Source organism: Pseudomonas sp. 8O, from assembly GCF_902506495.1.
GTDB lineage: Bacteria > Pseudomonadota > Gammaproteobacteria > Pseudomonadales > Pseudomonadaceae > Aquipseudomonas > Aquipseudomonas chaetocerotis.
In genome coordinates this window covers 1,628,462-1,651,198 of the sequence record NZ_LR733264.1, presented here as the reverse complement: position 1 = coordinate 1,651,198, position 22,737 = coordinate 1,628,462, and the positions used below count along the sequence as shown (strand labels likewise).

23 protein-coding genes are annotated in these 22,737 nt (G+C 64.2%); 19 read left to right on the top strand and 4 right to left on the bottom strand.

Annotated features, from left to right (window positions below; all coding sequences use genetic code 11):
• The 4 genes from GV002_RS10325 to GV002_RS10310 are packed head-to-tail and all read left to right on the top strand — an operon-like array spanning position 1 to position 3,518.
• Entirely contained in the window at positions 1 to 726 is a 726-nt protein-coding gene (locus GV002_RS10325) for a phosphatase PAP2 family protein (protein WP_160018196.1), read from the top strand.
• Positions 723 to 1,403 carry a dual specificity protein phosphatase family protein gene (locus tag GV002_RS10320; RefSeq protein ID WP_160018195.1) on the top strand — a complete coding sequence of 227 codons (681 nt, stop codon included), beginning with the start codon at positions 723 to 725 and terminating at the stop codon, positions 1,401 to 1,403. The genes GV002_RS10325 and GV002_RS10320 overlap by 4 nt, the downstream gene beginning before the upstream one ends.
• A gap of 4 nt (positions 1,404 to 1,407) precedes the next feature.
• On the top strand, positions 1,408 to 1,758 hold the full coding sequence (locus GV002_RS10315; protein ID WP_160018194.1) for a hypothetical protein: 351 nt from the start codon (positions 1,408 to 1,410) through the stop codon (positions 1,756 to 1,758).
• Positions 1,710 to 3,518 (top strand): methyl-accepting chemotaxis protein, encoded by a 1,809-nt coding sequence (locus GV002_RS10310; protein WP_372241822.1) that lies wholly within the window; start codon positions 1,710 to 1,712, stop codon positions 3,516 to 3,518. Before GV002_RS10315 ends, GV002_RS10310 begins: the two co-directional genes overlap by 49 nt.
• Positions 3,519 to 3,602: 84 nt before the next feature.
• On the opposite strand, the gene fabB is transcribed toward GV002_RS10310, so the two are convergent.
• From fabB to GV002_RS10295, 3 genes are all read right to left on the bottom strand, one after another.
• Positions 3,603 to 4,823 (bottom strand): beta-ketoacyl-ACP synthase I, encoded by a 1,221-nt coding sequence (fabB, locus tag GV002_RS10305; RefSeq protein ID WP_160018192.1) that lies wholly within the window; start codon positions 4,821 to 4,823, stop codon positions 3,603 to 3,605.
• Positions 4,824 to 4,834: 11 nt separating this feature from the next.
• Positions 4,835 to 5,350 carry a 3-hydroxyacyl-[acyl-carrier-protein] dehydratase FabA gene (gene fabA, locus GV002_RS10300; protein WP_003240795.1) on the bottom strand — a complete coding sequence of 172 codons (516 nt, stop codon included), beginning with the start codon at positions 5,348 to 5,350 and terminating at the stop codon, positions 4,835 to 4,837.
• 214 nt (positions 5,351 to 5,564) lie between these two features.
• Entirely contained in the window at positions 5,565 to 7,463 is a 1,899-nt protein-coding gene (locus tag GV002_RS10295; protein WP_178094642.1) for an ATP-binding protein, read from the bottom strand.
• 282 nt (positions 7,464 to 7,745) lie between these two features.
• On the opposite strand from GV002_RS10295, the gene GV002_RS10290 reads away from it, so the two are divergent.
• The 15 genes from GV002_RS10290 to GV002_RS10220 all read left to right on the top strand — a co-directional run bounded on the left by GV002_RS10290 (position 7,746) and on the right by GV002_RS10220 (position 21,697).
• Positions 7,746 to 8,768, top strand: a complete 1,023-nt coding sequence (locus tag GV002_RS10290) for an NAD(P)H-dependent glycerol-3-phosphate dehydrogenase (protein WP_160018190.1) — start codon at positions 7,746 to 7,748, stop codon at positions 8,766 to 8,768.
• Between the two features lie 29 nt (positions 8,769 to 8,797).
• Positions 8,798 to 9,145 carry a DUF4389 domain-containing protein gene (locus GV002_RS10285; RefSeq protein ID WP_147809721.1) on the top strand — a complete coding sequence of 116 codons (348 nt, stop codon included), beginning with the start codon at positions 8,798 to 8,800 and terminating at the stop codon, positions 9,143 to 9,145.
• Complete coding sequence (gene sixA, locus GV002_RS10280) at positions 9,142 to 9,600, top strand: phosphohistidine phosphatase SixA (protein ID WP_160018189.1); 459 nt, start codon at positions 9,142 to 9,144, stop codon at positions 9,598 to 9,600. Before GV002_RS10285 ends, sixA begins: the two co-directional genes overlap by 4 nt.
• A gap of 179 nt (positions 9,601 to 9,779) precedes the next feature.
• Positions 9,780 to 11,447, top strand: a complete 1,668-nt coding sequence (locus GV002_RS10275; RefSeq protein ID WP_160018188.1) for an AMP-binding protein — start codon at positions 9,780 to 9,782, stop codon at positions 11,445 to 11,447.
• Positions 11,448 to 11,501: 54 nt separating this feature from the next.
• Complete coding sequence (locus GV002_RS10270; RefSeq protein ID WP_160018187.1) at positions 11,502 to 11,945, top strand: hotdog fold thioesterase; 444 nt, start codon at positions 11,502 to 11,504, stop codon at positions 11,943 to 11,945.
• Positions 11,946 to 12,003: 58 nt separating this feature from the next.
• Positions 12,004 to 12,807 carry an AraC family transcriptional regulator gene (locus GV002_RS10265; RefSeq protein ID WP_160018186.1) on the top strand — a complete coding sequence of 268 codons (804 nt, stop codon included), beginning with the start codon at positions 12,004 to 12,006 and terminating at the stop codon, positions 12,805 to 12,807.
• Positions 12,808 to 12,849: 42 nt separating this feature from the next.
• Entirely contained in the window at positions 12,850 to 13,482 is a 633-nt protein-coding gene (locus GV002_RS10260) for a LysE family translocator (protein ID WP_160018185.1), read from the top strand.
• A 99-nt stretch (positions 13,483 to 13,581) separates the two neighbouring features.
• Positions 13,582 to 14,385 carry an alpha/beta fold hydrolase gene (locus GV002_RS10255; RefSeq protein WP_160018184.1) on the top strand — a complete coding sequence of 268 codons (804 nt, stop codon included), beginning with the start codon at positions 13,582 to 13,584 and terminating at the stop codon, positions 14,383 to 14,385.
• A complete protein-coding gene (locus GV002_RS10250) occupies positions 14,382 to 15,245 on the top strand; it encodes an alpha/beta hydrolase (RefSeq protein ID WP_160018183.1) in 864 nt (287 codons plus the stop codon). Before GV002_RS10255 ends, GV002_RS10250 begins: the two co-directional genes overlap by 4 nt.
• Positions 15,246 to 15,372: 127 nt before the next feature.
• On the top strand, positions 15,373 to 16,188 hold the full coding sequence (locus GV002_RS10245) for a DUF4892 domain-containing protein (protein ID WP_160018182.1): 816 nt from the start codon (positions 15,373 to 15,375) through the stop codon (positions 16,186 to 16,188).
• Between the two features lie 75 nt (positions 16,189 to 16,263).
• Complete coding sequence (locus tag GV002_RS10240) at positions 16,264 to 17,343, top strand: AI-2E family transporter (RefSeq protein WP_160018181.1); 1,080 nt, start codon at positions 16,264 to 16,266, stop codon at positions 17,341 to 17,343.
• 118 nt (positions 17,344 to 17,461) lie between these two features.
• Entirely contained in the window at positions 17,462 to 18,607 is a 1,146-nt protein-coding gene (locus tag GV002_RS10235; RefSeq protein ID WP_160018180.1) for an efflux RND transporter periplasmic adaptor subunit, read from the top strand.
• Positions 18,607 to 19,287 (top strand): ABC transporter ATP-binding protein, encoded by a 681-nt coding sequence (locus tag GV002_RS10230; RefSeq protein WP_160018179.1) that lies wholly within the window; start codon positions 18,607 to 18,609, stop codon positions 19,285 to 19,287. Before GV002_RS10235 ends, GV002_RS10230 begins: the two co-directional genes overlap by 1 nt.
• Entirely contained in the window at positions 19,287 to 20,501 is a 1,215-nt protein-coding gene (locus GV002_RS10225) for an ABC transporter permease (RefSeq protein WP_160018178.1), read from the top strand. Before GV002_RS10230 ends, GV002_RS10225 begins: the two co-directional genes overlap by 1 nt.
• Positions 20,501 to 21,697 (top strand): ABC transporter permease, encoded by a 1,197-nt coding sequence (locus GV002_RS10220; protein WP_160018177.1) that lies wholly within the window; start codon positions 20,501 to 20,503, stop codon positions 21,695 to 21,697. The genes GV002_RS10225 and GV002_RS10220 overlap by 1 nt, the downstream gene beginning before the upstream one ends.
• On the opposite strand, the gene GV002_RS10215 is transcribed toward GV002_RS10220, so the two are convergent.
• A complete protein-coding gene (locus GV002_RS10215) occupies positions 21,698 to 22,708 on the bottom strand; it encodes a patatin-like phospholipase family protein (protein ID WP_160018176.1) in 1,011 nt (336 codons plus the stop codon).
• Positions 22,709 to 22,737: the final 29 nt, after the last annotated feature.

Genomic DNA, 22,737 nt, shown 5'->3' with positions numbered 1-22,737 from the left:
ATGCCGTCTCGTCATTTCGATTTTCGCCTGGCGCTGGGTATTCCGCTGCTCTTGATGGCGTTCATGCTGGTGATCGATCCCAGTCCTGTGGATTTCGCCCTGGCCAATCTGTCCTACCGGTCTGGCGAAGGCTTCATCGGTCGTCACAGCTTCTGGCTGGAAGACATCATGCATGATCGCGCCAAGCAGGCGGTGATCGTGCTGGGTGTGCTGGCTATCGCCGGTTTTACGCTTAGCCTGCTGCCGACTCGCTTGCGCGCCTGGCGTCGTCAGCTCGGCTATCTGGTACTGGCGCTGGGGCTGTCGACGTCGGTGGTCACGCCGCTGAAGACGCTGACCGGCATGCATTGCCCCTGGAGCCTGAGCGAGTTCGGCGGTCAGGAACAATTTACGCCGCTGCTCAGTGAGCGTGCGCCCACAGCAAACCCAGGCCGTTGCTGGCCAGGCGGGCATGCCTCGGCCGGGTTCTCGCTGCTGGCGCTGTTTTTCGTGCTGCGCGACCGTCGGCAACGCGCCGCGCGAATCGCTCTGGTCGTCGCGCTGGGGCTCGGTTCGCTGTTCTCCCTGGGGCGCATGCTGCAGGGCGCGCATTTTCTTTCGCACAACCTGTGGACACTGCTGATCGACTGGATGATCTGCGTGCTGACCTATCGCTGGCTGCTTTACCGCGCGCCGGTGGCGCTGCGTCCGTCTCAAGAGACCGTCTGGGGAGAAACCTGCCGATGAACAGCATCTTACAGGGCCTGCGCCTGGCGCTGGCCGCACTGGTGTTCGCCGGCGCATTGCTGGTGCTGCCGCTGAGCATGGCCTGGGGCGCGGCAACCTCGCCCGTACCCTTACAGGGCGTGCGCCCGGCCAACTGGGCGCAACCCTTGGATACCCGTATCAATCTCTATCGCATGGCGCCCGATCTGTACCGCAGCGCGCTGCCGACGGCGAAGGACTGGCTGCAACTGCAGGCGCTCGGCATTGCCACAGTGATCAATTTCTACCAGCACGGCGATGATCAGTGGCTGGTCGATCCGAGCGTCCAGCAGATTCATCTGCCGCTGCGTACGGACCGTATCGACGACACCGACGTCATCGAGGTGCTGCGCAGCATCCGCCACGCGCAGAGCCATGGCCCGGTGCTGATTCACTGCAAGCATGGACAGAACCGCACCGGGCTGATCGCCGCGATATATCGCGTCATCTATCAGCACTGGAGCAAGGAACAGGCCCTGGCAGAAATGGCCGGCGGAGGCTTCGGTGGCGAGGATCGCATGGGCGACGCCGAACGCTACCTGCGTGACGCCGACATTCTGGCGTTGCGTTCGGCTCTAGCAACTGGTGCCTGCAGCACCAGCCCCTGGGCGCTGTGCGCGCTCAAGGCGCGGCTACTGGGCGTGATCGAAGGAGCATGACGCCATGCGTTTCGCACGCTTGCTGGTCTGTACTCTGGCGCTACTGAACCTGTTCGGTTGTCAAAGCCTGCGCGAGCAGATGCTGGCGGCCAACTATCCGCCGGCCTTCGTCGACGGCTTCGAGGCCGGTTGCAGTAGCGGGCGCTCGGCAGCCGGGCTACTGGGCCAGTTCGATAAGGATGTACCACGCTATATGGACGAGCCGCTCTACAACCAGGGCTGGGATGACGGGTTTCGCCAGTGCGAGGACGTGCAGCGTATTGATGACTGGCAGGCACGCCGGGAGGAGCAGTGGCGCGACGATGAATGGCGGCATCATGTCGACCAGGCGATGGCCAGGGCGCTGCGCCGATAGAATATTTTCCTTTTCCTTATAAAGCGCGCGGACATAAGGCCGATAAGCCGTCAGGGATCAGCGCAATCCTCCCGATCCTTGGCCAGGTATGGCTGAGGATGTCTCGATTTCTGCGCGCAATGGGAGCTTCAAAAATGTCGCTGCGTAATCTTTCAATCGCCCCCCGTGCGGCTCTGGGGTTCGGACTGGTCGCTCTGCTGGTTGTGCTGCTTGGAATATTTTCATTGATGCAGATGGGGGAAATGCGCGAGCGGTCCGACGAGGTCAATGAGAATTGGCTGCCAAGCGTCTTGGCCATTGGCGATGTGTCCAAGAATATCTTGCGGTTGCGCGCCGTTACCTTGCGTTCGATGCTTAATCGCGATTCGGCCCAGGTGCAGGCTAATCTTCGGCTGGTTGAGGACGTGCGCGCATCCCTTGCCAAGAGCCAGGAGGCCTATGAACAACTGATTTCCAGCACCGAGGAGCGCGGCATCTACGACGAGTTCAAGCGCTCCGAGGCGGCATACTTGCAGGAGCAGACTCGAATCGTGGAGTCGCTACGCCAGGGTGATTTCGATGCTGCCATCGAGGTGGCTGGCGGCGTGCTCAACCAGCACGCCGATGCCATGATGCAGGGCCTCGGCAAGTTGATCGAGATGAATCGTGTGAGCGCTGTGGCAGCAGGCGAATCGGCCAGGCAGGTGGCGGAGTCAGCACGTATCTGGGTCATCGCCATGATGATTCTGGCGACTCTGGCTACCATCGTGCTGGCGATGCTGTTGACGCGCAGCATTGTCGCGCCGTTGAGTGAAGCGGTGCGGGTGGCCGAGGTGGTGGCATCTGGCGATCTGACGCAGGTGATTCATGCTGAAGGTAGCGACGAGCCCGCGCGTTTGCTCAGCGCCCTGAAAAGCATGCAGCAGAGTCTGCGCAGCACTATCCAGAGCATCGCTGATTCGTCCAATCAACTGGCGTCGGCATCCGAAGAGCTACATGCGGTGACCGAAGATTCGACTCGCGGCCTGCATCAGCAGAACACCGAGATCGAGCAGGCTGCTACGGCAGTCAACGAGATGACTGCTGCAGTCGAAGAGGTAGCGCGCAATGCCGTAAGCACCTCCGAGGCGTCACGTGAATCCAATGCTACGGCGCTGCAGGGGCGCGAGCAGGTACGCCAGACCGTGAGCTCGATCAGTCAGCTGGCCGATGATGTAAACGGCACTGCGGGTGAGGTCGAGAAGTTGGCCGAGCGGGTTCGTGAGATCAGCAAGGTGCTCGACGTGATCCGCTCCATCGCCGAGCAGACCAACCTGCTGGCACTCAACGCTGCCATCGAGGCGGCGCGGGCCGGTGATGCAGGGCGCGGCTTTGCTGTCGTGGCTGACGAGGTGCGCGCGCTGGCGCATCGCACTCAGCAATCCACCCAGGAGATCGAACAGATGATCGGCGCCATTCAAAGTGGCACCGATCAGGCGGTCGGTTCGATGCAGAGCAGCAACAGTCGCGCCCGTTCCACCCTTGAGGTAGCCCAGGCTGCGGGTACGGCACTGGAGCTGATCACCCAGGCGATTTCCTCGATCAACGAACGCAACCTGGTGATTGCCAGTGCGTCGGAAGAGCAGGCCCAGGTAGCCAGGGAAGTGGACCGCAATCTGGTCAACATTCGCGATCTTTCGCTGCAGAGTTCGGCGGGTGCCAACCAGACCAGCGCGGCCAGTCAGGAGCTGTCGCGCCTGGCGATCGACCTGAACAACCTGGTCGCGCGCTTCAAGGTCTGAGGCACGACCTGCTCCCTCTCCCGTACAAAGCAGCACGAACGAAAACGGCGCCCGAAGGCGCCGTTTTCTTTACCGCGGCAGCTGTTACTTGCCGGCCCAGCGCTTGAGCACCAGGGTGGCATTGGTGCCACCAAAACCGAAGCTGTTGCTCATCACGGTATCGAGCTTGGCGTTCTCGACGGTGGTGAGCTGTATCGGCATATCGGCCACTTCCGGGTCGAGCTCGTCGATGTTCGCCGAAGCGGCGATGAAGTTGCCTTCCATCATCAGCATGCAGTAGATCGCTTCCTGCACGCCGGCAGCGCCGAGGCTATGGCCGGACAGGCTCTTGGTCGAGCTGATGGCCGGGGCCTTGTCGCCGAACACGGCGCGCACACCTTTGATCTCCGCAACGTCGCCAACCGGCGTCGAGGTGCCGTGGGTGTTGAGGTAGTCGATCGGGGTGTCAACGGTGGCCAGCGCCTGCTGCATGCAGCGGATCGCACCTTCACCGCTCGGGGCGACCATGTCGTAACCATCGGAGGTCGCGCCGTAGCCGACGATTTCCGCGTAGATCTTGGCGCCACGGGCCAGAGCGTGTTCCAGCTCCTCGACCACGACCATGCCACCACCGCCGGCGATGACGAAACCGTCACGCTTGGCGTCGTAGGCGCGCGAAGCCTTTTCCGGGGTTTCGTTGTACTGGGTGGAGAGGGCGCCCATGGCGTCGAACAGGCAGCTCTGGCTCCAGTGCTCTTCTTCGCCGCCACCGGCGAAGACCACGTCCTGTTTGCCCAGCTGGATCTGCTCCATGGCCTGGCCGATGCAATGCGCGCTGGTGGCGCAGGCCGAGGAGATGGAGAAGTTGACGCCCTTGATCTTGAACGGAGTCGCCAGGCACGCCGATACGGTGCTGCCCATGGTGCGGGTCACGCGGTATGGGCCGATGCGCTTGACGCCTTTTTCGCGCAGGGTATCGATGGCTTCCATCTGGTTGACGGTGGAAGCGCCACCGGAACCGGCGATCAGGCCGGTGCGCGGATTGGAAATCTGCTCTTCGCTGAGGCCGGAATCCTTGATCGCCTGTTCCATCGACAGATAGGCGTAGGCCGCAGCGTCGCCCATGAAGCGGAACAGTTTGCGGTCGATCAGCTCTTCCAGGTTCAGGTTGACCGAACCGGAGACATGACTACGCAGGCCCATTTCGGCGTAGGAGGGGTTGAAACGGATGCCTGATTTGCCTGCGCGAAGGCTGCCGGCAACGGCTTCTTTGTCATTGCCCAGGCAGGAAACGATGCCCAGACCGGTGATCACTACACGACGCATGTGCAAGTCCTTCAGAAACTGTCGGTGGAGGTGAACAGGCCGACGCGCAGGCCTTCGGCGCTATAAATTTCGCGACCGTCGACGGCTACGGTGCCATCGGCGATGCCGAGGATCAGCGAGCGGCTGATGGTGCGCTTGATGTGAATGTTGTAGGTGACCTTCTTGGCGGTCGGCAGTACCTGACCGAAGAATTTCACTTCGCCGCTACCCAGGGCACGGCCGCGCCCCGGGTTGCCTTGCCAGCCGAGGTAGAAGCCGACCAGCTGCCACATGGCGTCGAGACCGAGGCAGCCCGGCATTACCGGGTCGCCCTCGAAGTGGCAGCCGAAGAACCACAGGTCCGGATTGATATCGAGCTCAGCGACGATTTCGCCCTTGCCGTACTTGCCGCCGGTTTCGCTGATGTGAGCGATGCGATCGATCATCAGCATGTTTGGGGCGGGCAGTTGCGCGTTCCCCGGGCCGAACAGTTCGCCGCGGCTGCAGGCGAGCAGGTCTTCCCGGGTGTAGGCGTTTTGTCTTGTCATGCGAGCTCCTCAATTGTCCCCACGCTTCTAAGGCTGGGCGAATCGTCCTGGCCGACGACGTCTTGATAGGCGTCTGCCGGCAGCCTAGTCATAGACTGTTGCGTTGTGGTGAAAGTCACAGCGCACTGAGTACAGTTGTACTCTGCTGGCATTGGAATGTCACAGGCACAGCAGTTTCCCCTTGTAACGGCAGCTTGTCACGGGCGCCACTCGCCTATGGTCGGGCTGGCAGCCAGCGCAGCAGAATGCGTTGCAAATCCGCTCGTTTGAACGGTTTTGCCAGGTAATCGTTCATTCCCGCCTCCAGACAGGCTTCGCGGTCACCCTGCAGGGCGTTGGCGGTCAGGGCGATGATCGGCACCTGTTGGTATTGCTGGAACTGACGGATCTGCCGCGTTGCCTCGTAGCCGTCCATCAGGGGCAGCCTGCAGTCCATCAGGATAGCGGCGTAATCGTGTCGGCAGCAGTTCTGTACGGCCTGCTGACCATCGCCGACCAGACTGACCTGATAGCCAAGGCTGCGCAACATGGCCTCGATGACCGTCTGGTTGACCGGATTGTCCTCCACCAGCAATACCGCCTGACCGTCGCCGCTGCCCAGGTTCTGGTTGTCACTGCGTTGTGCGGTTTCGTTGCGGGCCAGAAAGGGCAGCGGTATTTCCAGGGTGAACACCGAACCCGCGCCCAGCTGGCTTTCTGCGCGCAGGGTGCCGCCCATGCGTTCGGCCAGGGTGCGCGCGATCGGCAGACCGAGGCCGGTGCCACCGTAGCGGCGGGAAATCGAGGTGTCCGCCTGCTGGAAGGCATCGAACATATGCTCTAGGCGCTCGTCGTCGATGCCGATGCCACTGTCGCGTACGGCGCAGGTGAACCACAGCACCTGGTCATCCAGCTTCTGCCAGCGGGTTTCCACGCGAATCTGGCCTTCTTCGGTGAACTTCAGTGCGTTGCCGATCAGATTGACCAGAATCTGCCGGATGCGCGTGGGGTCGCCGCGCATCTCCATCTGATCCAGGCCTGGCTGGGTTTCCAGTAGCAGTTGCAGACCACGTTGCTGAGCGCTGTGCTGGAATACCTGCACCGAGCCTTGCAACAGCTCCAGCAGGCTGAAGGGGATGGCTTCGAGCTCCAGGGCGCCACGTTCTATCCGCGAGAAATCGAGGATGTCGTTGATCACCTTGAGCAGGTGCTCGGTAGACTCTGTGGCCAATGCGGCGTATTCATTCTGCTCGTCGTTCAGGCTGGTGGTTTCAAGCAGTTGCAGCATGCCCAGCACGCCATTCATGGGCGTGCGCAGTTCGTGGCTCATCATGGCCAGGAAGTCAGACTTGGCCCGGTTGGCCTGCTCGGATTCCTCGCGCGCCTGGATCAATTCGGCAATCGCCTGTTGCTGCTCGCGACCGCTCTGCTCGAGGGCGCAGGCGAGGTTATTGATATGCCGGGCGAGGTCGGTCAGTTCGTCATTGCCGCGCTCGATCAGCGAGGGGCGATAGTCGCCGCTCTGAATGCGTTCCAGGGCTTGGCCCATGGCGCTCATCGGCTGCGCCAGACGCCTGGCCAGGCGTCTGGCGAGGAGAAAGGTCAGCAGTAGCGCCAACAGCGACAGAATACCGGCCTTGAACAGTATCTCTTGCTGGCGCGTATTGAAGGTGTCGTTGGACATGCCCACCACCACCCGGCCCAGGTAGCCGTCGCCGAGTGCCTTGCCCAGAGGTGGCAGCACTTGCGTGTGGGCAGGCTGGCCCTGTAGGCGAATCGGTGCCTGGAACACCTCGACCTGCGGCGTGCTGTGACCTTGTTCCTTGGGGCGTTCGACATACACCAGAATGTTGTCGTCGCGGTCGCGTACTTCGGCGAAACGCACGTCGGGGGTGCTGAGGGTGGCGCGCAGCAGGCTTTCCAGGGTACTGAGGTTGTCGTTGAGCACACCATATTCGGTGGCTGGCGCCAGTTGATTGGCAATCAACTGGCCGATATGACCCTGCTCCAGGCGCAGGTCCTGCAGGCGGGTGAAGGTGAGAAAACCGGTCAGCAGCAGGGTCAGCAGCAGGGCAGGGCCGACACTGATCAACTGGGTGCGGGTGTGAATGTTCCAGCCGCGACGCTTGTTCATGGCTCTATCGTCCCTGGAAAGCGGCGCTGCTGCCTGACGATAGGCGCAGGGCGGGGGCAAGGGGCAGCCTGTGGGCACGAATCGTCCTTGGCAATTATGGTCAATCCGGCATGTTAACTGACCCGACGCGCTTTGCCAGCGTCAGGCGTCTGCACTCTGCGGTAATTCTCGTTTGCCCCTCTCTGCCGGTGGTCTGCACTGAACTTTTGCCCTGGCCGGGTACTCTCGGCTCCGTATAATGCCTACAGACCGCCATCACGCATGGCCTCATTCGGAAGACCTATGACACAGCTCCAACCCATTGCCGTACTCGGCGGCGGCAGCTTTGGTACCGCCCTGGCCAATCTGCTGGCGGAGAACGGCCAGCGCGTCCTGCAGTGGATGCGTGACCCCGAGCAGGCCGAGCAGATGCGTCAGAGCGGCGAGAACCCGCGCTATCTGAAGGGCGTCAAGCTGCATGGCGGTATCGAGCCGACCAGCGACCTGAGCGGCGTGCTGCAGCAGGCCGAGCTGGTGCTGGTCGCGTTGCCTTCCAGCGCCCTGCGCGATGCCCTGCAACCGGTGGCGGCGCAGTTGGCGGGCAAGATGCTGATCAGCACCACCAAGGGCATCGAAGCCAAGACCTTCAAGCTGATGAGCCAGATTCTCGAAGAGATCGCCCCCGATGCGCGTATCGGCGTGCTGTCCGGGCCGAATCTGGCCAAGGAAGTGGCGGATCACGCGCTGACCGCCACGGTGATCGCCAGTGAAGATGAAGAACTGTGCCTGCGCGTGCAGCAGGCTCTGCACGGCAGGACCTTCCGCGTCTACGCCAGTGCCGACCGTTTCGGCGTCGAGCTCGGCGGCGCGTTGAAGAATGTCTACGCCATCATGTCCGGTATGGCGGCGGCGCTGGGCATGGGCGAGAACACCAAAAGCATGCTGATCACCCGTGCTCTGGCGGAAATGACCCGTTTTGCGGTCAAGCTCGGCGCCAACCCGATGACCTTCCTCGGTCTCGCAGGTGTCGGCGACCTGATCGTCACCTGTTCGTCACCAAAGAGCCGCAACTATCAGGTCGGCTTCGCCCTGGGCGAAGGCCTCAGCCTGGAAGACGCGGTGCAGCGCCTTGGCGAAGTCGCCGAAGGGGTCAATACGCTCAAGGTGCTCAAGGCCCGTGCCGAAGAACTGGACGTGTACATGCCGCTGGTCGCTGGCCTGCATGCCATCCTCTTCGAGGGGCGTACGCTGGCCCAGGTCATCGAGTTGCTGATGCTTGGCGAGCCCAAGACCGATGTCGATTTCATCCCCACTGCGGGTTTCTGAACCCGGCAGCCAATCAAGGAGAGTGAGTCATGAGCGATGAAAAGCAGGAGTTGGAGCGCGAGTCGATTCTGCTGCGCATTCTGTGGATGGTGATTTTCGTCATCGTCTGGCAACTGGCCGAGCTGCTGCTCGGCGCCGTGGTGCTGCTGCAACTGGGTTACCGCCTGTTCTACGGCGCGCCGAACGCCAGCCTGCTGGGCTTTGGCGACAGCCTCAGCCAGTACCTGGCGCAGATTGGTCGTTTCGGCACCTTCAATACCGATGAAAAACCCTGGCCTTTCGCCGATTGGCCGACGCCCCGTGCGCCTGAAGGCGAAACCGCGCACAGCATCCCGCCGGCGCCGCACCCTGTGCGCGACGAGGAGCCCAAACTGTGAGGCTATGGCTGCTGCGCCATGGTGAGGCCGAGCCGCAGGCTGCCAGTGATGCTGCCCGCGAGCTGACCGCCCATGGTCGCAAGGAAGTGCAGCAGGCCGCCGCTCAGCTCGCCGGTCGGCCCCTGACCGCCATCGTCGCCAGCCCCTACGTGCGTGCCCAACAGACGGCCGAGCTGGTACGCAGCGAGCTGGGGTTCACCGGCAAGATAAACACCGTGGCCTGGCTGACGCCGGACAGTGATCCGCGTGATGCCCTGAAGTATCTCGATGAGCGTGAGCATGCAGAGGTGCTGCTGGTCAGCCATCAACCGCTGATCGGCGCGCTGGGTGGTCTGCTGGTGCACGGTCATCGGCAGGAACCGCTGCCCATGCGTACCGCCAGTCTGGCTGAGCTGGAAGGCGATATCCCGGCCGCGGGGCTGATGGAGCTGCTGGCGCTGATCCACCCTCGCTGATTTATCACGCCGTGGCGCTCTGGCGGCGTCAATGGCGTCCCGCCCGATGTAGCGCCGGCATATGCACATGTGTCCAGGCGAGAAACATTTCTTAACTTGCGCCTCTTTTGTCTGCATGGAATATTCAACCAAGCAAGTGCTTGGTTGATTCCTACAAAAACAACAAAGGAGGAAGCCCTGTGGCTGATGCAATCCGTTTGCCGCTCGAGCTGTTTTACGAACGTGAAGCAAGGCACCCGAACAAACGCTACATGGTGCAACCTTTGGGGGGCGGCCAGCTGCTGGAGCTGAGCTGGGCCGATGTGGGCGAACAGGCTCGTCGTGCAGCCAGTTGGTTGCGTAGCCGCGAGCTGCCACAGGGCAGCCGCATCGCCATCATCTCCAAGAACTGCGCGCACTGGATCGTTGCCGATCTGGCGATCTGGATGGCGGGCCACGTATCGGTACCGCTGTATCCCAACCTCACCGCCGACTCCATGCACCAGGTGCTGGAGCATTCCGAAGCAGCCCTGGCCTTCGTCGGCAAGCTCGATGACTGGGCTTCGATGGCCCCGGGCCTGCCGCAGGGGCTGCCGACCGTGAGCCTGCCGCTGCATCCGCAGGGCAGCTTCGATTACAGCTGGGATGACCTGCAGCGCAGCGCGCCGATTCAGGACGACCCCAAGCCCGCAGCCAACCAACTGGCCACCATCATCTACACCTCCGGCACCACCGGCACGCCCAAGGGCGTGATGCACAACTTCTCCAATTTCGGTTTCGCCGCCAGCAACGCCATCAAGCTGTTCGGCGTGGGTGAGGATGATCGACTGATCTCCTACCTGCCGCTGTGCCACGTAGCCGAGCGCATGTTCGTCGAACTGGCTTCGCTCTATGCCGGGCAGACGATCTTCTTTGCCGAAAGCCTGGATACCTTCCTCGAGGACCTCAAGCGCGCGCGGCCTACGGTGATGTTCGGTGTGCCGCGCATCTGGACCAAGTTCCAGATGGGCGTATACAGCAAGATGCCGGCACAAAAGCTCGACCGCCTGCTGCGGCTGCCGATCATCGGCCGCTTCATCGGTCGCAAGGTACTCGCAGGCCTCGGTCTGGACGCCATTCGCTATGCGCTGTCCGGCGCCGCGCCGGTGCCTGAAACACTGCTCAACTGGTATCGCCGCCTGGGTATGGAGATCCAGGAGGTCTATGGCATGACCGAGAACTGTGGTTATTCCCACGTCTGTCTGCCGGGCAAGTTCAAGCAGGGCTGGATCGGCCAGAACAACCCGGGCGTCGAGGTACGCATCGGCGAGGATGGCGAAGTCCTGGTACGCAGTGGCGCGACCATGCAGGGTTACTACAAGGACCCGATCAAGACCGCCGAGACGCTGACTGACGATGGTTTCCTGCGTACCGGCGACAAGGGCGAGCAGGACGCCGAAGGCAACCTGCGTCTCACCGGCCGCATCAAGGAAATCTTCAAGACCAGCAAAGGCAAGTACGTGGCGCCGGCGCCAATCGAAAACCGCATCGGTGAGCACTCGCGTATCGAGCAGGTCTGCGTGGTCGGTGACGGCCTGCCGCAACCCATAGCCCTTTGCGTGCTGTCCGATGTGGGGCGCCAGGAGGCGGCCAACGACAGCCGCGATGAACTGGAAAACAGCCTCAAGGCCTTGCTCGCCGAGGTCAATGGCCGTCTTGATCATCATGAGCGGTTGCAAGGCCTGGTGTTGGTCAAGGAGGTCTGGGCAGTGGAGAACGGTTTCCTGACGCCGACCCTGAAAATCAAACGCGCGGTGATCGAGGGCACCTACGGCGAGCGCTTCGCCGAGTGGCAGCAGCGCAGCGAAGCCGTGCTCTGGCACGATTGAGCCTGAATGGGCCGGGCTGACCGGCCCTGTCTTCAACGCACAAGGAACGCTCCCATGGGATTGTGGCAACGAACGCCTGATCTCGATGCACTCAACACGACCCTGAAAAACAGCATTGGCGAGGTACTGGACATTCGTTTCGAAGCCTTCGACGACGAGTCGCTCAGCGCCAGCATGGTGATCGACTCGCGTACCCATCAGCCCTACGGCTTACTGCACGGTGGCGCCTCGGTGGTGCTGGCGGAAACCCTCGGCTCCACCGCCAGCTACCTGTGCATCGACAGCAGCCGTTTCTACTGCGTCGGTCTGGAGGTCAATGCCAACCATCTGCGCGGTTTGCGCAGCGGGCGTGTGCATGCAGTGGCGCGGCCGGTGCATCTGGGTCGTACCACTCATGTCTGGGACATTCGCCTCAGCGGTGATGACGGCAAGGTCAGCTGCATCTCGCGGCTGACCATGGCCATTGTTGCCCTGGGTGATCAGCCCCCGAAACTTTAAGTTTCTGCCTGCAATTTCATCCAAGATTTGCCCGGTCCGTGGCGCTACAGTACGCGCCATGGACCAGATCACTCATATTCAAAGCAGCTTGCCCGGCGTTCGCCTGATCGATGCCGAGTACCGTCGCTTCGCCTTTCCCCGGCACTTTCACCTGGAATATCACGTAGGCCTGCTGATACAGGGACAGCATCGCTACGCCTATGGCGGTGAGCGCCGACATGTCGGGGCGGGGGACGTGCTGCTGATGGCGCCGGAAGGGATTCATGACGGTGCCTGCCTGGATGGTCAGAGCTACCGCATCCGGGTGATGGCGTTCGATCCCTCCTGGTTGGATGAGGCCAGTCGGACCCTGAGTGAGGGTCGTCAGGGTGCGCCACGCTTGACCACCAGCAGCTTGCGTCATCCTCTGCTGTCGCAGCACCTGCAACGCTTTCATGCGGCGATGCTGGGCGGCTCGAGACTGGCCCAGGAAGAGGCGCTCTGGCAGGCGCTGGCCCACTTGCTGGAGATGGGTTCGACCTTGCGTGTCAGCGAGCCACATCGCGTCTTCGATCAGCAGACCTGGCAGCGTCTGCGCGATTGGCTGGAGAGCCGCCTGGACGATCCGCCCACGCTGGAGGAAATCGCTGCTTTCTGTGCCATGAGTCCCTGGCAGGCATTGCGGCGTTTCCGCCAGCACACCGGCTTGCCGCCGCATCAGTGGCTGACGCAGCTGCGTCTGCAGCGGGCGTTGCCGCTGCTGTTGGCAGGTGAGCCTCTGAGCGAGATTGCCTTACGGCTGGGCTTCTACGATCAGGCGCATTTCTCGCGGCTGTTTCGCCGCACTTACGGTCTGCCACCGGCGCGCTTGCGTCAGGGCTGATTCAGCCGGCTGTCTCACCCTTTTCATTTCCTGGAGATCACCATGCAGGAGACGTCCGTCTTGCTGTCGCTGGCTGCCGTGTTCGCGGTGGCCCTTATCAGCCCCGGCCCCGATGTGGCACTGGTGGTGCGTACCGCGCTGCATCAGGGCCAGCGTGCGGGCCTTCTTAGCGCGTTGGGCCTGGCCTGCGGCATTCTTCTGCACGGCACCCTGGTGCTCAGCGGCGTGGCTCTGCTGCTCAGTCGTACCGAATGGTTGTTCGATCTGGTGCAGATCGGCGGCGCACTCTATCTGGGCTGGCTGGGGATCGGCGCGGTGCGTGCCTGGTGGCGCGGCAGTGCTGGCCCGAGGCGCTTGGATGGCGAGCTGACGCCTTCGCTGTTCGGCCCCTGGTTGCGTGGCGTGCTCACCAACCTGGGCAATCCCAAGGCGCTGGTGTTCTTTCTGGCACTGCTCAGCAGTCTGGTACCCGCCGATATGTCGCTGCCCGGCAAGATAGCCTGTGCGGCGCTGCTGTTCGGCCTGAGCCTGTTCTGGTTCAGCCTGCTGGGGCTGATCCTGAGCCGCCCACTGATGCGTCAGCGGCTGATGCAGGTGGCGCCGACCATCGACGTCGTCTGCGGCCTGGTATTTTTGCTGGTAGCGGCCAGTATCGTCGGGCGCCTGTTGCTATAGCGGTGACCATTGCGCCGCCATCAATGGCCGTTACGGTCATTGCCGCGCGTCGGCGGCTGCCGGAGAATCCGGACATATTTGCTTTCTTGAGTCTGATGCATGCCGCAGTCGATATTCTTCGCTCATGCCAACGGTTTTCCGTCGGCCACCTACGGCAAGCTGTTTGCCGCGCTGGCACCGGATTTTCAGGTGCAACATCTGGAGCAGCACGGCCACGACCCGCGTTTTCCGGTCAATGACAACTGGTCGAATCTGGTCGATGAGCTGATCCATCACCTCGAGGGCGGCGATGAACCGGTCTGGGGCGTCGGCCATTCGCTCGGCGGCGTGCTGCACTATCACGCCGCCTTGCTTCGCCCTGAGCTGTACCGCGGCGTGGTGATGCTCGACTCGCCAGTGTTGACCCTGGCCGATCGAATGGTGATTCGCGCCGCCAAACGCTTTGGTTTCATCGACCGCATCACGCCCGCCGGCCGCACCCTAGGGCGGCGTGAAGCCTTTGCCGATCTGGTCGAGGCGCGAGACTACTTTGCCGGCAAGAGCCTGTTTCGGCGTTTCGATCCCGAGTGCCTGGACGCCTATGTCAGTCACGGCCTGCAACTGGGCGAGCAGGGGCTGCGTCTGAAATTCGATCCGGCCACCGAGATCAGCATCTACCGCAGCGTGCCACACACCTCACCAGGGCTACCACAGCAGTTGGCGGTACCGCTGGCAATGGTGCGCGGCCGCCACAGTCGGGTGGTGCTGCCGCATCATGCGCGCCTGCTGCGGCGCATGCCGCGCGCGGAATATCACAACCTGCCTGGCGGTCATATGTTCCCTTTGGAGCGCCCACAGGCTACCGCCGACCTGCTGCGTCAGCTGTTCACCCGCTGGACCGGTAGCCAGGAGCAACATGCATGAGCATGGATTTCGAGGAGGTTCGTCTGAGCCTGCCGCATATCGAGTTGGCGGCTCATCTCTATGGCCCCGAGGATGGCTTGCCGGTTCTGGCGCTGCACGGCTGGCTGGATAATGCGGCGAGCTTCGCGCGGCTGGCGCCGAAACTCGAGGGGTTGCGTGTCGTCGCCTTGGACTTTGCCGGTCATGGTCATTCCGAGCATCGCTCGGCTGGCGCCGGTTACGCGCTCTGGGATTATGCCTATGACGTGCTGCAGGTCGCCGAGCAGTTTGGCTGGGAGCGGTTTTCCATCCTCGGTCATTCCATGGGGGCGATCACTGCGGTGTTGCTGGCGGGGGCGATGCCGGAGCGGATCGCGCGCCTGGCCCTGATCGACGGCCTGGTGCCTTTTACCGGTGAGGCCGAGCAGGCGCCGCAGAAGCTGGGTGAAGCATTGCGCGCCAGGCAGGTACTGAATGACAAGCGCAAACCGGTGTACGCCGAAATGGCGCGCGCTGTCGAGGCGCGTATGAAGGGCGTCGGCGCGGTCAGCCGTGAGGCGGCCGAATTGCTGGCGCAGCGTGGCCTGATGCCGGTGCCGGGCGGCTACACCTGGCGCACCGACAGTCGCCTGACCTTGCCGTCGCCGCTGCGCCTGAGCTGGGCGCATGCCCAGGCGTTCGTTCGTGCGCTGCAATGCCCGGTCAGTCTGGTGTTGGCGGAGCAGGGCATGATGGGGGCGCAGTCTGCCGTACGGACCTTGCTGCAGGAACTGCCGTTCGAGGTACACCGTCTGCCCGGCGGGCATCACCTGCATCTGGATGATGAAACCGGCGCTCAGCTCGTAGCGGATTGTTTCAATCCATTCCTGCGCTTGCCTTGACTTGCCTGCGGCCCTGGGGAAAGGTGTGGCGGTCTGCCATGGAGGATCGCATGATCGACCCGTTAGAAGTCGCCACTCGCTGTTTAGCAAGCTCACCCGTCGTGTTTCTTCAATGGACTGCCACCTCATGAAGGGGTGTGTGCAGTTTCTTTCTGCGGTGCTTGCCACGGTCTGCAGCGGTGTCGCACTGGCGGCTGATCTACCTGGCAGTCGCGACCTCGAGGTATTGCCACGTTTTCCTGCCAGTCACATCGTCGCGTTCAAGGAAGCGGCCGATGTCGAGCGTATCTACCCGCAAGGCTCCATTCGCCGCATCAGCGGGCGGTTGCGTTATGAGCGGGAGATTCTGGTGCAGGGCCAGCACAGCGCGGTGACCTATGAACTGCCGCGCACCCACAGTGCCGATCAGGTATTCACTGCGGCGCGGGAGACATTGCTGGAGCAGGGCGCCGAACTGCTCTATTGGTGCCAGGGCCGTGAGTGTGGCGCGAGCAGCCTGTGGGCCAACTCGGTATTCGGCAATGCCACGCTGTATGGCTCCGACGACCAGCAGGCCTATGCGCTGTTGCGCCTGGCCGAGCCGAATCACGAAAGTCTGCTGGCGCTATACAGCATCACCCGTGGTAATCGCCGCGCTTACCTGCATGCCGAGCAACTGGACGCCGAAGCCCCTCTGGGCGTATTGCTGCCGACGCCAGCGACCTTGCTGCGTCAGTTGCGCAGCGATGGGCAACTGAAACTGCCCGACGAAGCCAGGGCCGACAGCGCCTGGGTGGAAGTGCTGGCGCGCAGCCTGAACCTCGACAGCACCTTGCGCGTCAGCCTCGCCGGCAGCCACGCCGAGGCCTGGCGCGAGGCGTTGATCGACCAGCGCGTGCGCGAAGCGCGCCTGGAGTTGGGTGAGAGCTCGGATGAAACACTGAGTGTGCGTTTGTTGCGTTAAGCTAGCATTCGCAATCGCCTGTCGCAGAGCGCCCGTAAGGGCGCTTTGTCGTTTCGTCGAAGGGAGTTTCGCTTGATGGCCACTAATGATCGTCTGCTGGTGCAGATTCTTCTGCTCGGCCTGCTGGCTGCCAGCCTCTGGGTACTGGCGCCATTCTGGTCGGCGCTGTTCTGGGCCGCCGTGCTGGCCTTTGCCAGTTGGCCGCTGATGCGCCTGCTGACGCAATTGCTCAATGGGCGCCTGTCCCTGGCGGCGGGCATCCTGACTGGGGTCTGGGTGGTCATGGTCGCGGTGCCGCTGGTCTGGCTGGGCTTCAACCTGGCCGACCACATCAAGGATGCCAACGTCCTGGTCAAGGACCTGCAGGTCGAAGGCCTGCCGCCACCGCCGAGCTGGCTGGCCAGCATTCCGCTGGTCGGTGATCGCCTGGTGGAACTATGGCGCACCATCGACCAGCAGGGCGCTGCCTTCTTCGACACGCTGCGGCCCTATCTGGGCCAGGTCGGTAACTGGCTGGTGGCGCGCAGCGCAAAGATCGGTGCGGGTATGGTCGAACTGGCCCTGAGCCTGGTGCTGGTGTTCTTCTTCTACCGTGATGGCCCGCGCCTGGCGGTGTTCGTGCATAGCCTGCTGGAGCGGCTGATCGGCGAGCGTGCCGATCATTATCTGGAGCTGGTTGCCGGTACCGTGCAGCGTGTGGTCAACGGCGTGATCGGCACCGCCGCAGCGCAGGCCGTGCTGGCCTACATCGGTTTCGTCATCGCCGGGGTGCCGGGGGCGCTGGTGCTGGGCCTGCTGACCTTCGCTTTCAGCTTCATCATGATCCCGCCGCTGATCTGGGGCCCCGCCGTGGCCTGGCTGGTGTGGCAGGGGGAGATCGGCATGGCGATCTTCCTGGGTATCTGGGGCTTCTTCATCATCAGCGGGGTGGACAACATCCTCAAGCCCTACCTGATAAGTCGTGGCGGCAACCTGCCGCTGGTGGTGGTGCTGCTCGGCGTGTTCGGCGGCATCCTGGCGTTCGGTTTCATGGGTCTATTCCTTGGCCCGACGCTGCTCGCGGTGGCCTACAGCCTGCTCAGCGATTGGGTGACGGAGAAGGCGCCGGACAACCAGGCAGCCCTCGACCAGCTGCCGCCGGACAAACAGGCATGAGACGTATCAACCGTTGAAACTAAGAATTTCTATCAAGAGACCAATGGCGGGCGTACCGCGTTGTTGACGGGGGGAGGCTGACCTAGGCTGAAGCATGGGCGTCAAGAAAGAGGCACTTATGCGCAGTCTGTCGATTTCTCTCATTGTTTTCGCCGGTTTATTGGCGGTTGTGTGGTGGTGGCAGCGACCCCAACCGATGCCCGTGCAACTGATCGCGGTGGAGCGCGGCCCGGTGGAAACCCTGGTCGCCAATACCCGCGCAGGCACCCTGAAATCCTGTCGCCGCTCGCGACTGTCGTTCAATGTCGGCGGCCAGGTCAGCGAGCTGCTGGTCGACGAGGGTCAGCAGGTCGAACTCGGCCAGGTGCTCATGCGCCTGCGCCAGGACGACCGCCTGGCGCGGGTCGAGGAGGCCAGTGCGCGTCTTGAGGTACGCCGTAGCGAGCGCGAGCAGCTGTGCCGCAAGGCCGAGTTGTATCAGCGCGATCACCGCCGCTTGCAACACCTGGGTGAACGCAAGCTGACCTCGCTCGAGCGCCTCGACCAGGCCGAGACCAAGGCGCGCCTGGCGCAACTGGCCTGCACCGCGCAGCAGGTGCAGATCCGCGAGGCCGAGGCCAACTTGACGCTGCAGCGCTCGCTGCTCGACCAGGCCGTGCTGCGCGCGCCCTTCGCCGGAGTGGTAGCGCAGATCAACGGCGAGCTGGGCGAATTCGTCACCCCTTCGCCGCCGGGCATCCCGACCCCGCCGGCGGTGGACCTGATCGACGACAGCTGCCTCTACGTCGATGCGCCGATCGACGAGGTGGACGCCGGCCGGGTGCGTATCGGCATGCCGGTGCGGATCAGCCTGGACGCCTTTCGCGGCCGTCACTTCCACGGCCAGGTCAGCCGCATCGCGCCCTTCGTGCGTGAGCTGGAGAAACAGGCACGCACCGTCGATGTCGAGGTGCGCTTCGCCCAGTTGCCGGTGGACGTGATCCTGCTGGCCGGCTATAGCGCCGACGTGGAAATCCTCCTGGAGCAGAGCGCCGGCAGCCTGCGTATCCCCACCGAGACCCTGCTGGAGGGGCGCCGGGTGCTGCGCTACGACCCGGCCACCGGCGTGTTGCGCGAGGTGGAACTGAACACCGGGTTGGCCAACTGGCGCTGGACCGAGGTGCTCGACGGCCTGCACGAGGGCGAGCGGATTCTCGCCAGCCTCGACCAGGAGGGACTCAAGGACGGTATCGCGGTGATCTCGCGCGGCGCGGAAACGCAGTGATGATCCGTCTGCAGGGGGTGACGCGCGGTTTCGCCAGTGGCGAGCAGCGGGTTGTCGGCCTGGCGGCGCTGGACCTGCAGATCGCCGCCGGCGACTACCTGGCGGTGGTCGGTCCCTCCGGCTCGGGCAAGTCGACCCTGCTCAATATCCTCGGCCTGCTCGACGTGCCGGATGACGGCGAATACTGGCTGGGCGGCGAGGCTACCGCGGCGCTCGACGAACGCCGCCGCGCCGAGCTGCGCAGCCGCCACATAGGTTTCGTGTTCCAGGCCTACCACCTGATCCCGCGCCTGAACGTGCTGGAAAACATCGAGCTGCCGATGCTCCTGGCCGGCATCGACCCCGCCGAGCGCCGCCGCCGCAGCCGCGAGCTGGCCGAGCGCCTCGGCCTCGGCCAGCGCCTGGGTCATCGCCCGGCCGAGCTGTCCGGCGGTCAGCGCCAGCGGGTGGCCATCGCCCGCGCCATGGTCATGCGCCCGGCACTGCTGCTGGCCGACGAGCCCACCGGCAACCTCGACAGCCAGGCCGGCGGCGAGGTGTTCGCCCTGCTCGAAGCGCTCAACGCCGAGGGCCAGACCCTGGTGGTGGTGACCCACGACCTGCAGCATGCGGCGCGCGCGCGGCGCCAGCTGTGGCTGCACGACGGCCAGGCGCGGCTACCGCAACTGCGGGTGGCCTGATGCGCGCCGCCGACCTCTGTGTCCTGTGGCTAGGCGGGCTGCGCGGGCACTGTTCGCGCAGCGCCATGTTGCTGCTGGCCATCGCCATCGGCGTGTTCGCCGTGGTGTTGCTCAGCGGCCTGGGCGAGGGCGCCCGGCGCTTCGTCATCGGCGAGTTCGACCAGCTCGGCCGCCATCTGCTGATCGTGGTGCCGGGGCGCAACCAGACCACCGGCGGCATGCCGCCGGTCACCGGCCTGGCGCCGCGCGAGCTGACTCTCGGCGATGCCCTGGCCATCGCTCGCCTGCCGCAGGTGCGCCGGGTGGCGCCGCAGCAGTCGGGGCGTGCCCAGGTGCGCGCTGGCAATCGTCACCGCGAGACGCTGATCGTCGGCACCGACCACCACTTCTTCGCCATGCGCGGCCTGCAGCTGGCCCAGGGCCAGGCGCTGCCGGCACTGGCCGCTGGCCAGGGCGAGGCGGTTGGCGTGATCGGCGCACGGCTGCGCCGCGAGCTGTTCGGCGACGGGCCGGCGCTGGGCCAGTGGCTGCGCGCCGGCGACCGGCGGCTGCGGGTGGTCGGCGTGCTGGCCGAGCGCGGCGAGTCGCTGGGCATGGATTTCTCCGACAGCCTATTGATACCCCTGGCCAACGCCCAGGCGCTGTTCGACCGCGAGGGCCTGCTGCGCATCTTCGTCGAGCTGCGCGGCGCCAGTTACCTCGCCAGCGCGCAGCGGGAGATTCGTGCCAGCCTGAGCCGACGTCACCAGGGCAAGGAGGATTTCACCCTGGTCGGCCAAGACGCCCTGCGCGGGGCCTTCGAGCAGATTCTCGCGCGCCTGACCCAGGCGCTCGGCGGCATCGCCTCGATCAGCCTGCTGGTGGCCGGCATCCTGGTGATGAACGTGACCTGGATTTCGGTCAACCAGCGCACCGCCGAGATCGGCCTGCTCAAGGCCCTCGGCGCCAGCGCCGGACAGGTGCGTCTGGTGTTTCTCGGCGAGGCGCTGTTGCTGGCCCTGGCCGGCGCGCTGGCTGGCCTGTTGCTGGCCGAGCTGCTGCTATGGGGCGCGCGCCTGGCCACCGCGCTGCCGCTGCATGCGCCCAGGTGGGCGCGGCTGGTCAGCCTGGGCCTGGCGCTGGCCTGCGCCGCGCTGTTCGCCTGGCTGCCGGCCAACCGAGCCGCGAGCATGGCGCCGGTGCAGGCGTTGCACAGCGCGGCGGGGGGCGGCTGATGCACCTGCGCGACGGTCTGCGCCTGAGCGGCTCGGCGCTGCTCAGCCGGCCCCTGCGCAGCCTGCTGACCCTGCTCGGGGTGGCCATCGGCATCGCCGCCATGGCCCTGCTCACCGCCATTGGCGACGGCCTGCGCGGCTACGTGCAGGACAACTTCGCCCAGTTCGGCACGCGCAACCTGACCATCCGCCCGGGCATGACCCGCACCGGTGGCCTTGGCGGCGTGCTCAGCAACGTGCGCCCGCTGACTATCGCTGACGCCGATGCGTTGCGCCGCCTGGCCCACGTCGAGGCGGTGGTGCCGATCATCCAAGGCAACGGCGACATCCAGTTCGCCGGCCTGACCCGTTACACCGGGGTGCTCGGCTGCGGCCACCAGATGGCCACGGCCTGGCGTCTGCCGCTGGCCCTCGGCCAGTTCCTCCCCGAGCCGCGCGGCGGCCGCTCGCCGCCCTACGTGGTGCTCGGCCACACCCTGCGCCAGGAGCTGTTCGGTACGGCCAACCCGCTGGGGCAGACGGTGCGGGTCGGCGGCACGCGCTTTCGGGTGATTGGGGTGATGGCGCGCCAGGGCCAGTTGCTTGGCTTCGATATCGACGACATCGCCTACGTGCCGGTGGACTGGGCCGAAAGCCTGTTCAATCGCGACGGCCTGGCCAAGATCAATCTGGTGTTCAACGCCGGCAGCGGCGCGGCGCAGATGAGCGAGCGGGTGCGCCAGCTGCTGATCGAGCGTCACGGCGAGGAGGATTTCAACCTGACCACCCAGGACGACATGCTGCGCAGCCTGGACCGCATCCTCGCCATGTTCAGCGTCGCGGTGGCGGCGCTGGGCGGCATCTCGCTGCTGGTGGGGGCGGTGGGCATCCTCACCATCATGACCACCGCAGTGGCCGAGCGCGCGGCGGAAATCGGCCTGTTGCGCGCGGTCGGCGCCACCTCGCGGCAGGTGCTGGCGCTGTTTCTCGGCGAGGCGCTGCTGCTGTCGCTGCTCGGCGGGCTGGCCGGGTTGTTACTGATGGGGGCGCTGCTCGGCGCGCTGCAACTGGCGCTACCGGGGTTGCCGCTTGCCGTGCAGCCGGGCGTCCTGCTGCTGGCGCTGCTGCTGGCGGCGCTGGTCGGGGTGCTCTCCGGAATCGCCCCGGCGCGGCGGGCGGCGCGCCTGCAGCCGGTCGAGGCGCTGCACAGCGGCTGATCAGCCGCGCTCGCTTTCGTACTTGTCGAGGGTGTCGCGAGCGATCTGCCGACCCAGCATGATCAGCTCCGGTGCCTTGTAGAACTCGAAGAAGCGGCAAACGCGTTTGGGCACGTTGATCAGGATGTCCGGCGGGTAGCCAGCGATCTTGTACTGCGCCAATGAGGTCTGCATCACTTCGAAGCTCTGGTTGACCAACTCCAGTAGCGACGCCGGCCCGCTGAATTCGGCTACCCGTGAACCGCTGGCAGACTTCGGCGCGGGTTCATCATCCTCTTTGCGGCTGGGCGCCGCGGCCGGGCCGATGTCATCGGCGAGCCGTTGTTCCTCGGCGAGCAGCAGGCTTTCGTCCTCGCTCTTGCGGCGAAAACTGGGCAGACGCGAGCCGAGTGACGTCATCATCTGGTCGATGCGCCCCTTGAGGGCTGCGGGGCGCTCGATTACCGGCAACTGATAGTGATTCTGGTTGGTGGCATTGAGGTTGACCGCGATGATCAGGTCGCAGTGGCTGGAAACCACCGGCACGATCGGCAGCGGATTGAGCAGGCCGCCGTCGACCAGCATGCGCTTGCCCTGGATGACCGGTGTGAACAGGCTGGGAATCGCCGCCGAGGCGCGCATCGCCTGGTGCAGACAGCCTTCCTGGAACCAGATTTCCTGCTGGTTGGTCAAGTCGGTGGCGACGGCGGTGAAGGGAATGGCGAGGTTTTCGATGTCCACCTCGCCAACGATTTCCTGAATGCGCCCGAACACCCGCTCGCCACGGATGGCGCCGAGGCGGAAGCTGACGTCGAGCAGCCGCAAAACGTCGAGATAATCCAGACTTTCCGTCCATTCTCGGTATTCGCGCAGCTTGCCTGCGGCGAAGATGCCGCCGACCACCGCGCCCATCGAGCAGCCGGCGATGCAGCCGATTTCGTAACCGCGCTCCTGCAATTCCTCGATCACACCGATGTGCGCATAGCCACGCGCACCTCCCGAGCCCAGCACAAGCGCCACTTTCTTGCTCATTAACGGATTCCCCCAGTGAAGTTTCGACC

Bases quoted from the DNA above. Each gene is read 5' to 3' on its own strand.
- GV002_RS10255 (WP_160018184.1), top strand. From the start codon at position 13,582: ATGCCGCAGTCGATATTCTTCGCTCATGCCAACGGTTTTCCGTCGGCC.
- GV002_RS10265 (WP_160018186.1), top strand. From the start codon at position 12,004: ATGGACCAGATCACTCATATTCAAAGCAGCTTGCCCGGCGTTCGCCTG.
- GV002_RS10270 (WP_160018187.1), top strand. From the start codon at position 11,502: ATGGGATTGTGGCAACGAACGCCTGATCTCGATGCACTCAACACGACC.
- fabB (WP_160018192.1), bottom strand. From the start codon at position 4,823: ATGCGTCGTGTAGTGATCACCGGTCTGGGCATCGTTTCCTGCCTGGGC.
- GV002_RS10325 (WP_160018196.1), top strand. From the start codon at position 1: ATGCCGTCTCGTCATTTCGATTTTCGCCTGGCGCTGGGTATTCCGCTG.
- GV002_RS10225 (WP_160018178.1), top strand. From the start codon at position 19,287: ATGCGCGCCGCCGACCTCTGTGTCCTGTGGCTAGGCGGGCTGCGCGGG.
- GV002_RS10215 (WP_160018176.1), bottom strand. From the start codon at position 22,708: ATGAGCAAGAAAGTGGCGCTTGTGCTGGGCTCGGGAGGTGCGCGTGGC.
- GV002_RS10240 (WP_160018181.1), top strand. From the start codon at position 16,264: ATGGCCACTAATGATCGTCTGCTGGTGCAGATTCTTCTGCTCGGCCTG.
- GV002_RS10295 (WP_178094642.1), bottom strand. From the start codon at position 7,463: ATGAACAAGCGTCGCGGCTGGAACATTCACACCCGCACCCAGTTGATC.
- GV002_RS10260 (WP_160018185.1), top strand. From the start codon at position 12,850: ATGCAGGAGACGTCCGTCTTGCTGTCGCTGGCTGCCGTGTTCGCGGTG.
- fabA (WP_003240795.1), bottom strand. From the start codon at position 5,350: ATGACAAGACAAAACGCCTACACCCGGGAAGACCTGCTCGCCTGCAGC.
- GV002_RS10250 (WP_160018183.1), top strand. From the start codon at position 14,382: ATGAGCATGGATTTCGAGGAGGTTCGTCTGAGCCTGCCGCATATCGAG.
- GV002_RS10235 (WP_160018180.1), top strand. From the start codon at position 17,462: ATGCGCAGTCTGTCGATTTCTCTCATTGTTTTCGCCGGTTTATTGGCG.
- GV002_RS10285 (WP_147809721.1), top strand. From the start codon at position 8,798: ATGAGCGATGAAAAGCAGGAGTTGGAGCGCGAGTCGATTCTGCTGCGC.
- GV002_RS10320 (WP_160018195.1), top strand. From the start codon at position 723: ATGAACAGCATCTTACAGGGCCTGCGCCTGGCGCTGGCCGCACTGGTG.
- GV002_RS10230 (WP_160018179.1), top strand. From the start codon at position 18,607: ATGATCCGTCTGCAGGGGGTGACGCGCGGTTTCGCCAGTGGCGAGCAG.
- GV002_RS10315 (WP_160018194.1), top strand. From the start codon at position 1,408: ATGCGTTTCGCACGCTTGCTGGTCTGTACTCTGGCGCTACTGAACCTG.
- GV002_RS10220 (WP_160018177.1), top strand. From the start codon at position 20,501: ATGCACCTGCGCGACGGTCTGCGCCTGAGCGGCTCGGCGCTGCTCAGC.
- GV002_RS10290 (WP_160018190.1), top strand. From the start codon at position 7,746: ATGACACAGCTCCAACCCATTGCCGTACTCGGCGGCGGCAGCTTTGGT.
- GV002_RS10245 (WP_160018182.1), top strand. From the start codon at position 15,373: ATGAAGGGGTGTGTGCAGTTTCTTTCTGCGGTGCTTGCCACGGTCTGC.
- GV002_RS10310 (WP_372241822.1), top strand. From the start codon at position 1,710: ATGGCGGCATCATGTCGACCAGGCGATGGCCAGGGCGCTGCGCCGATA.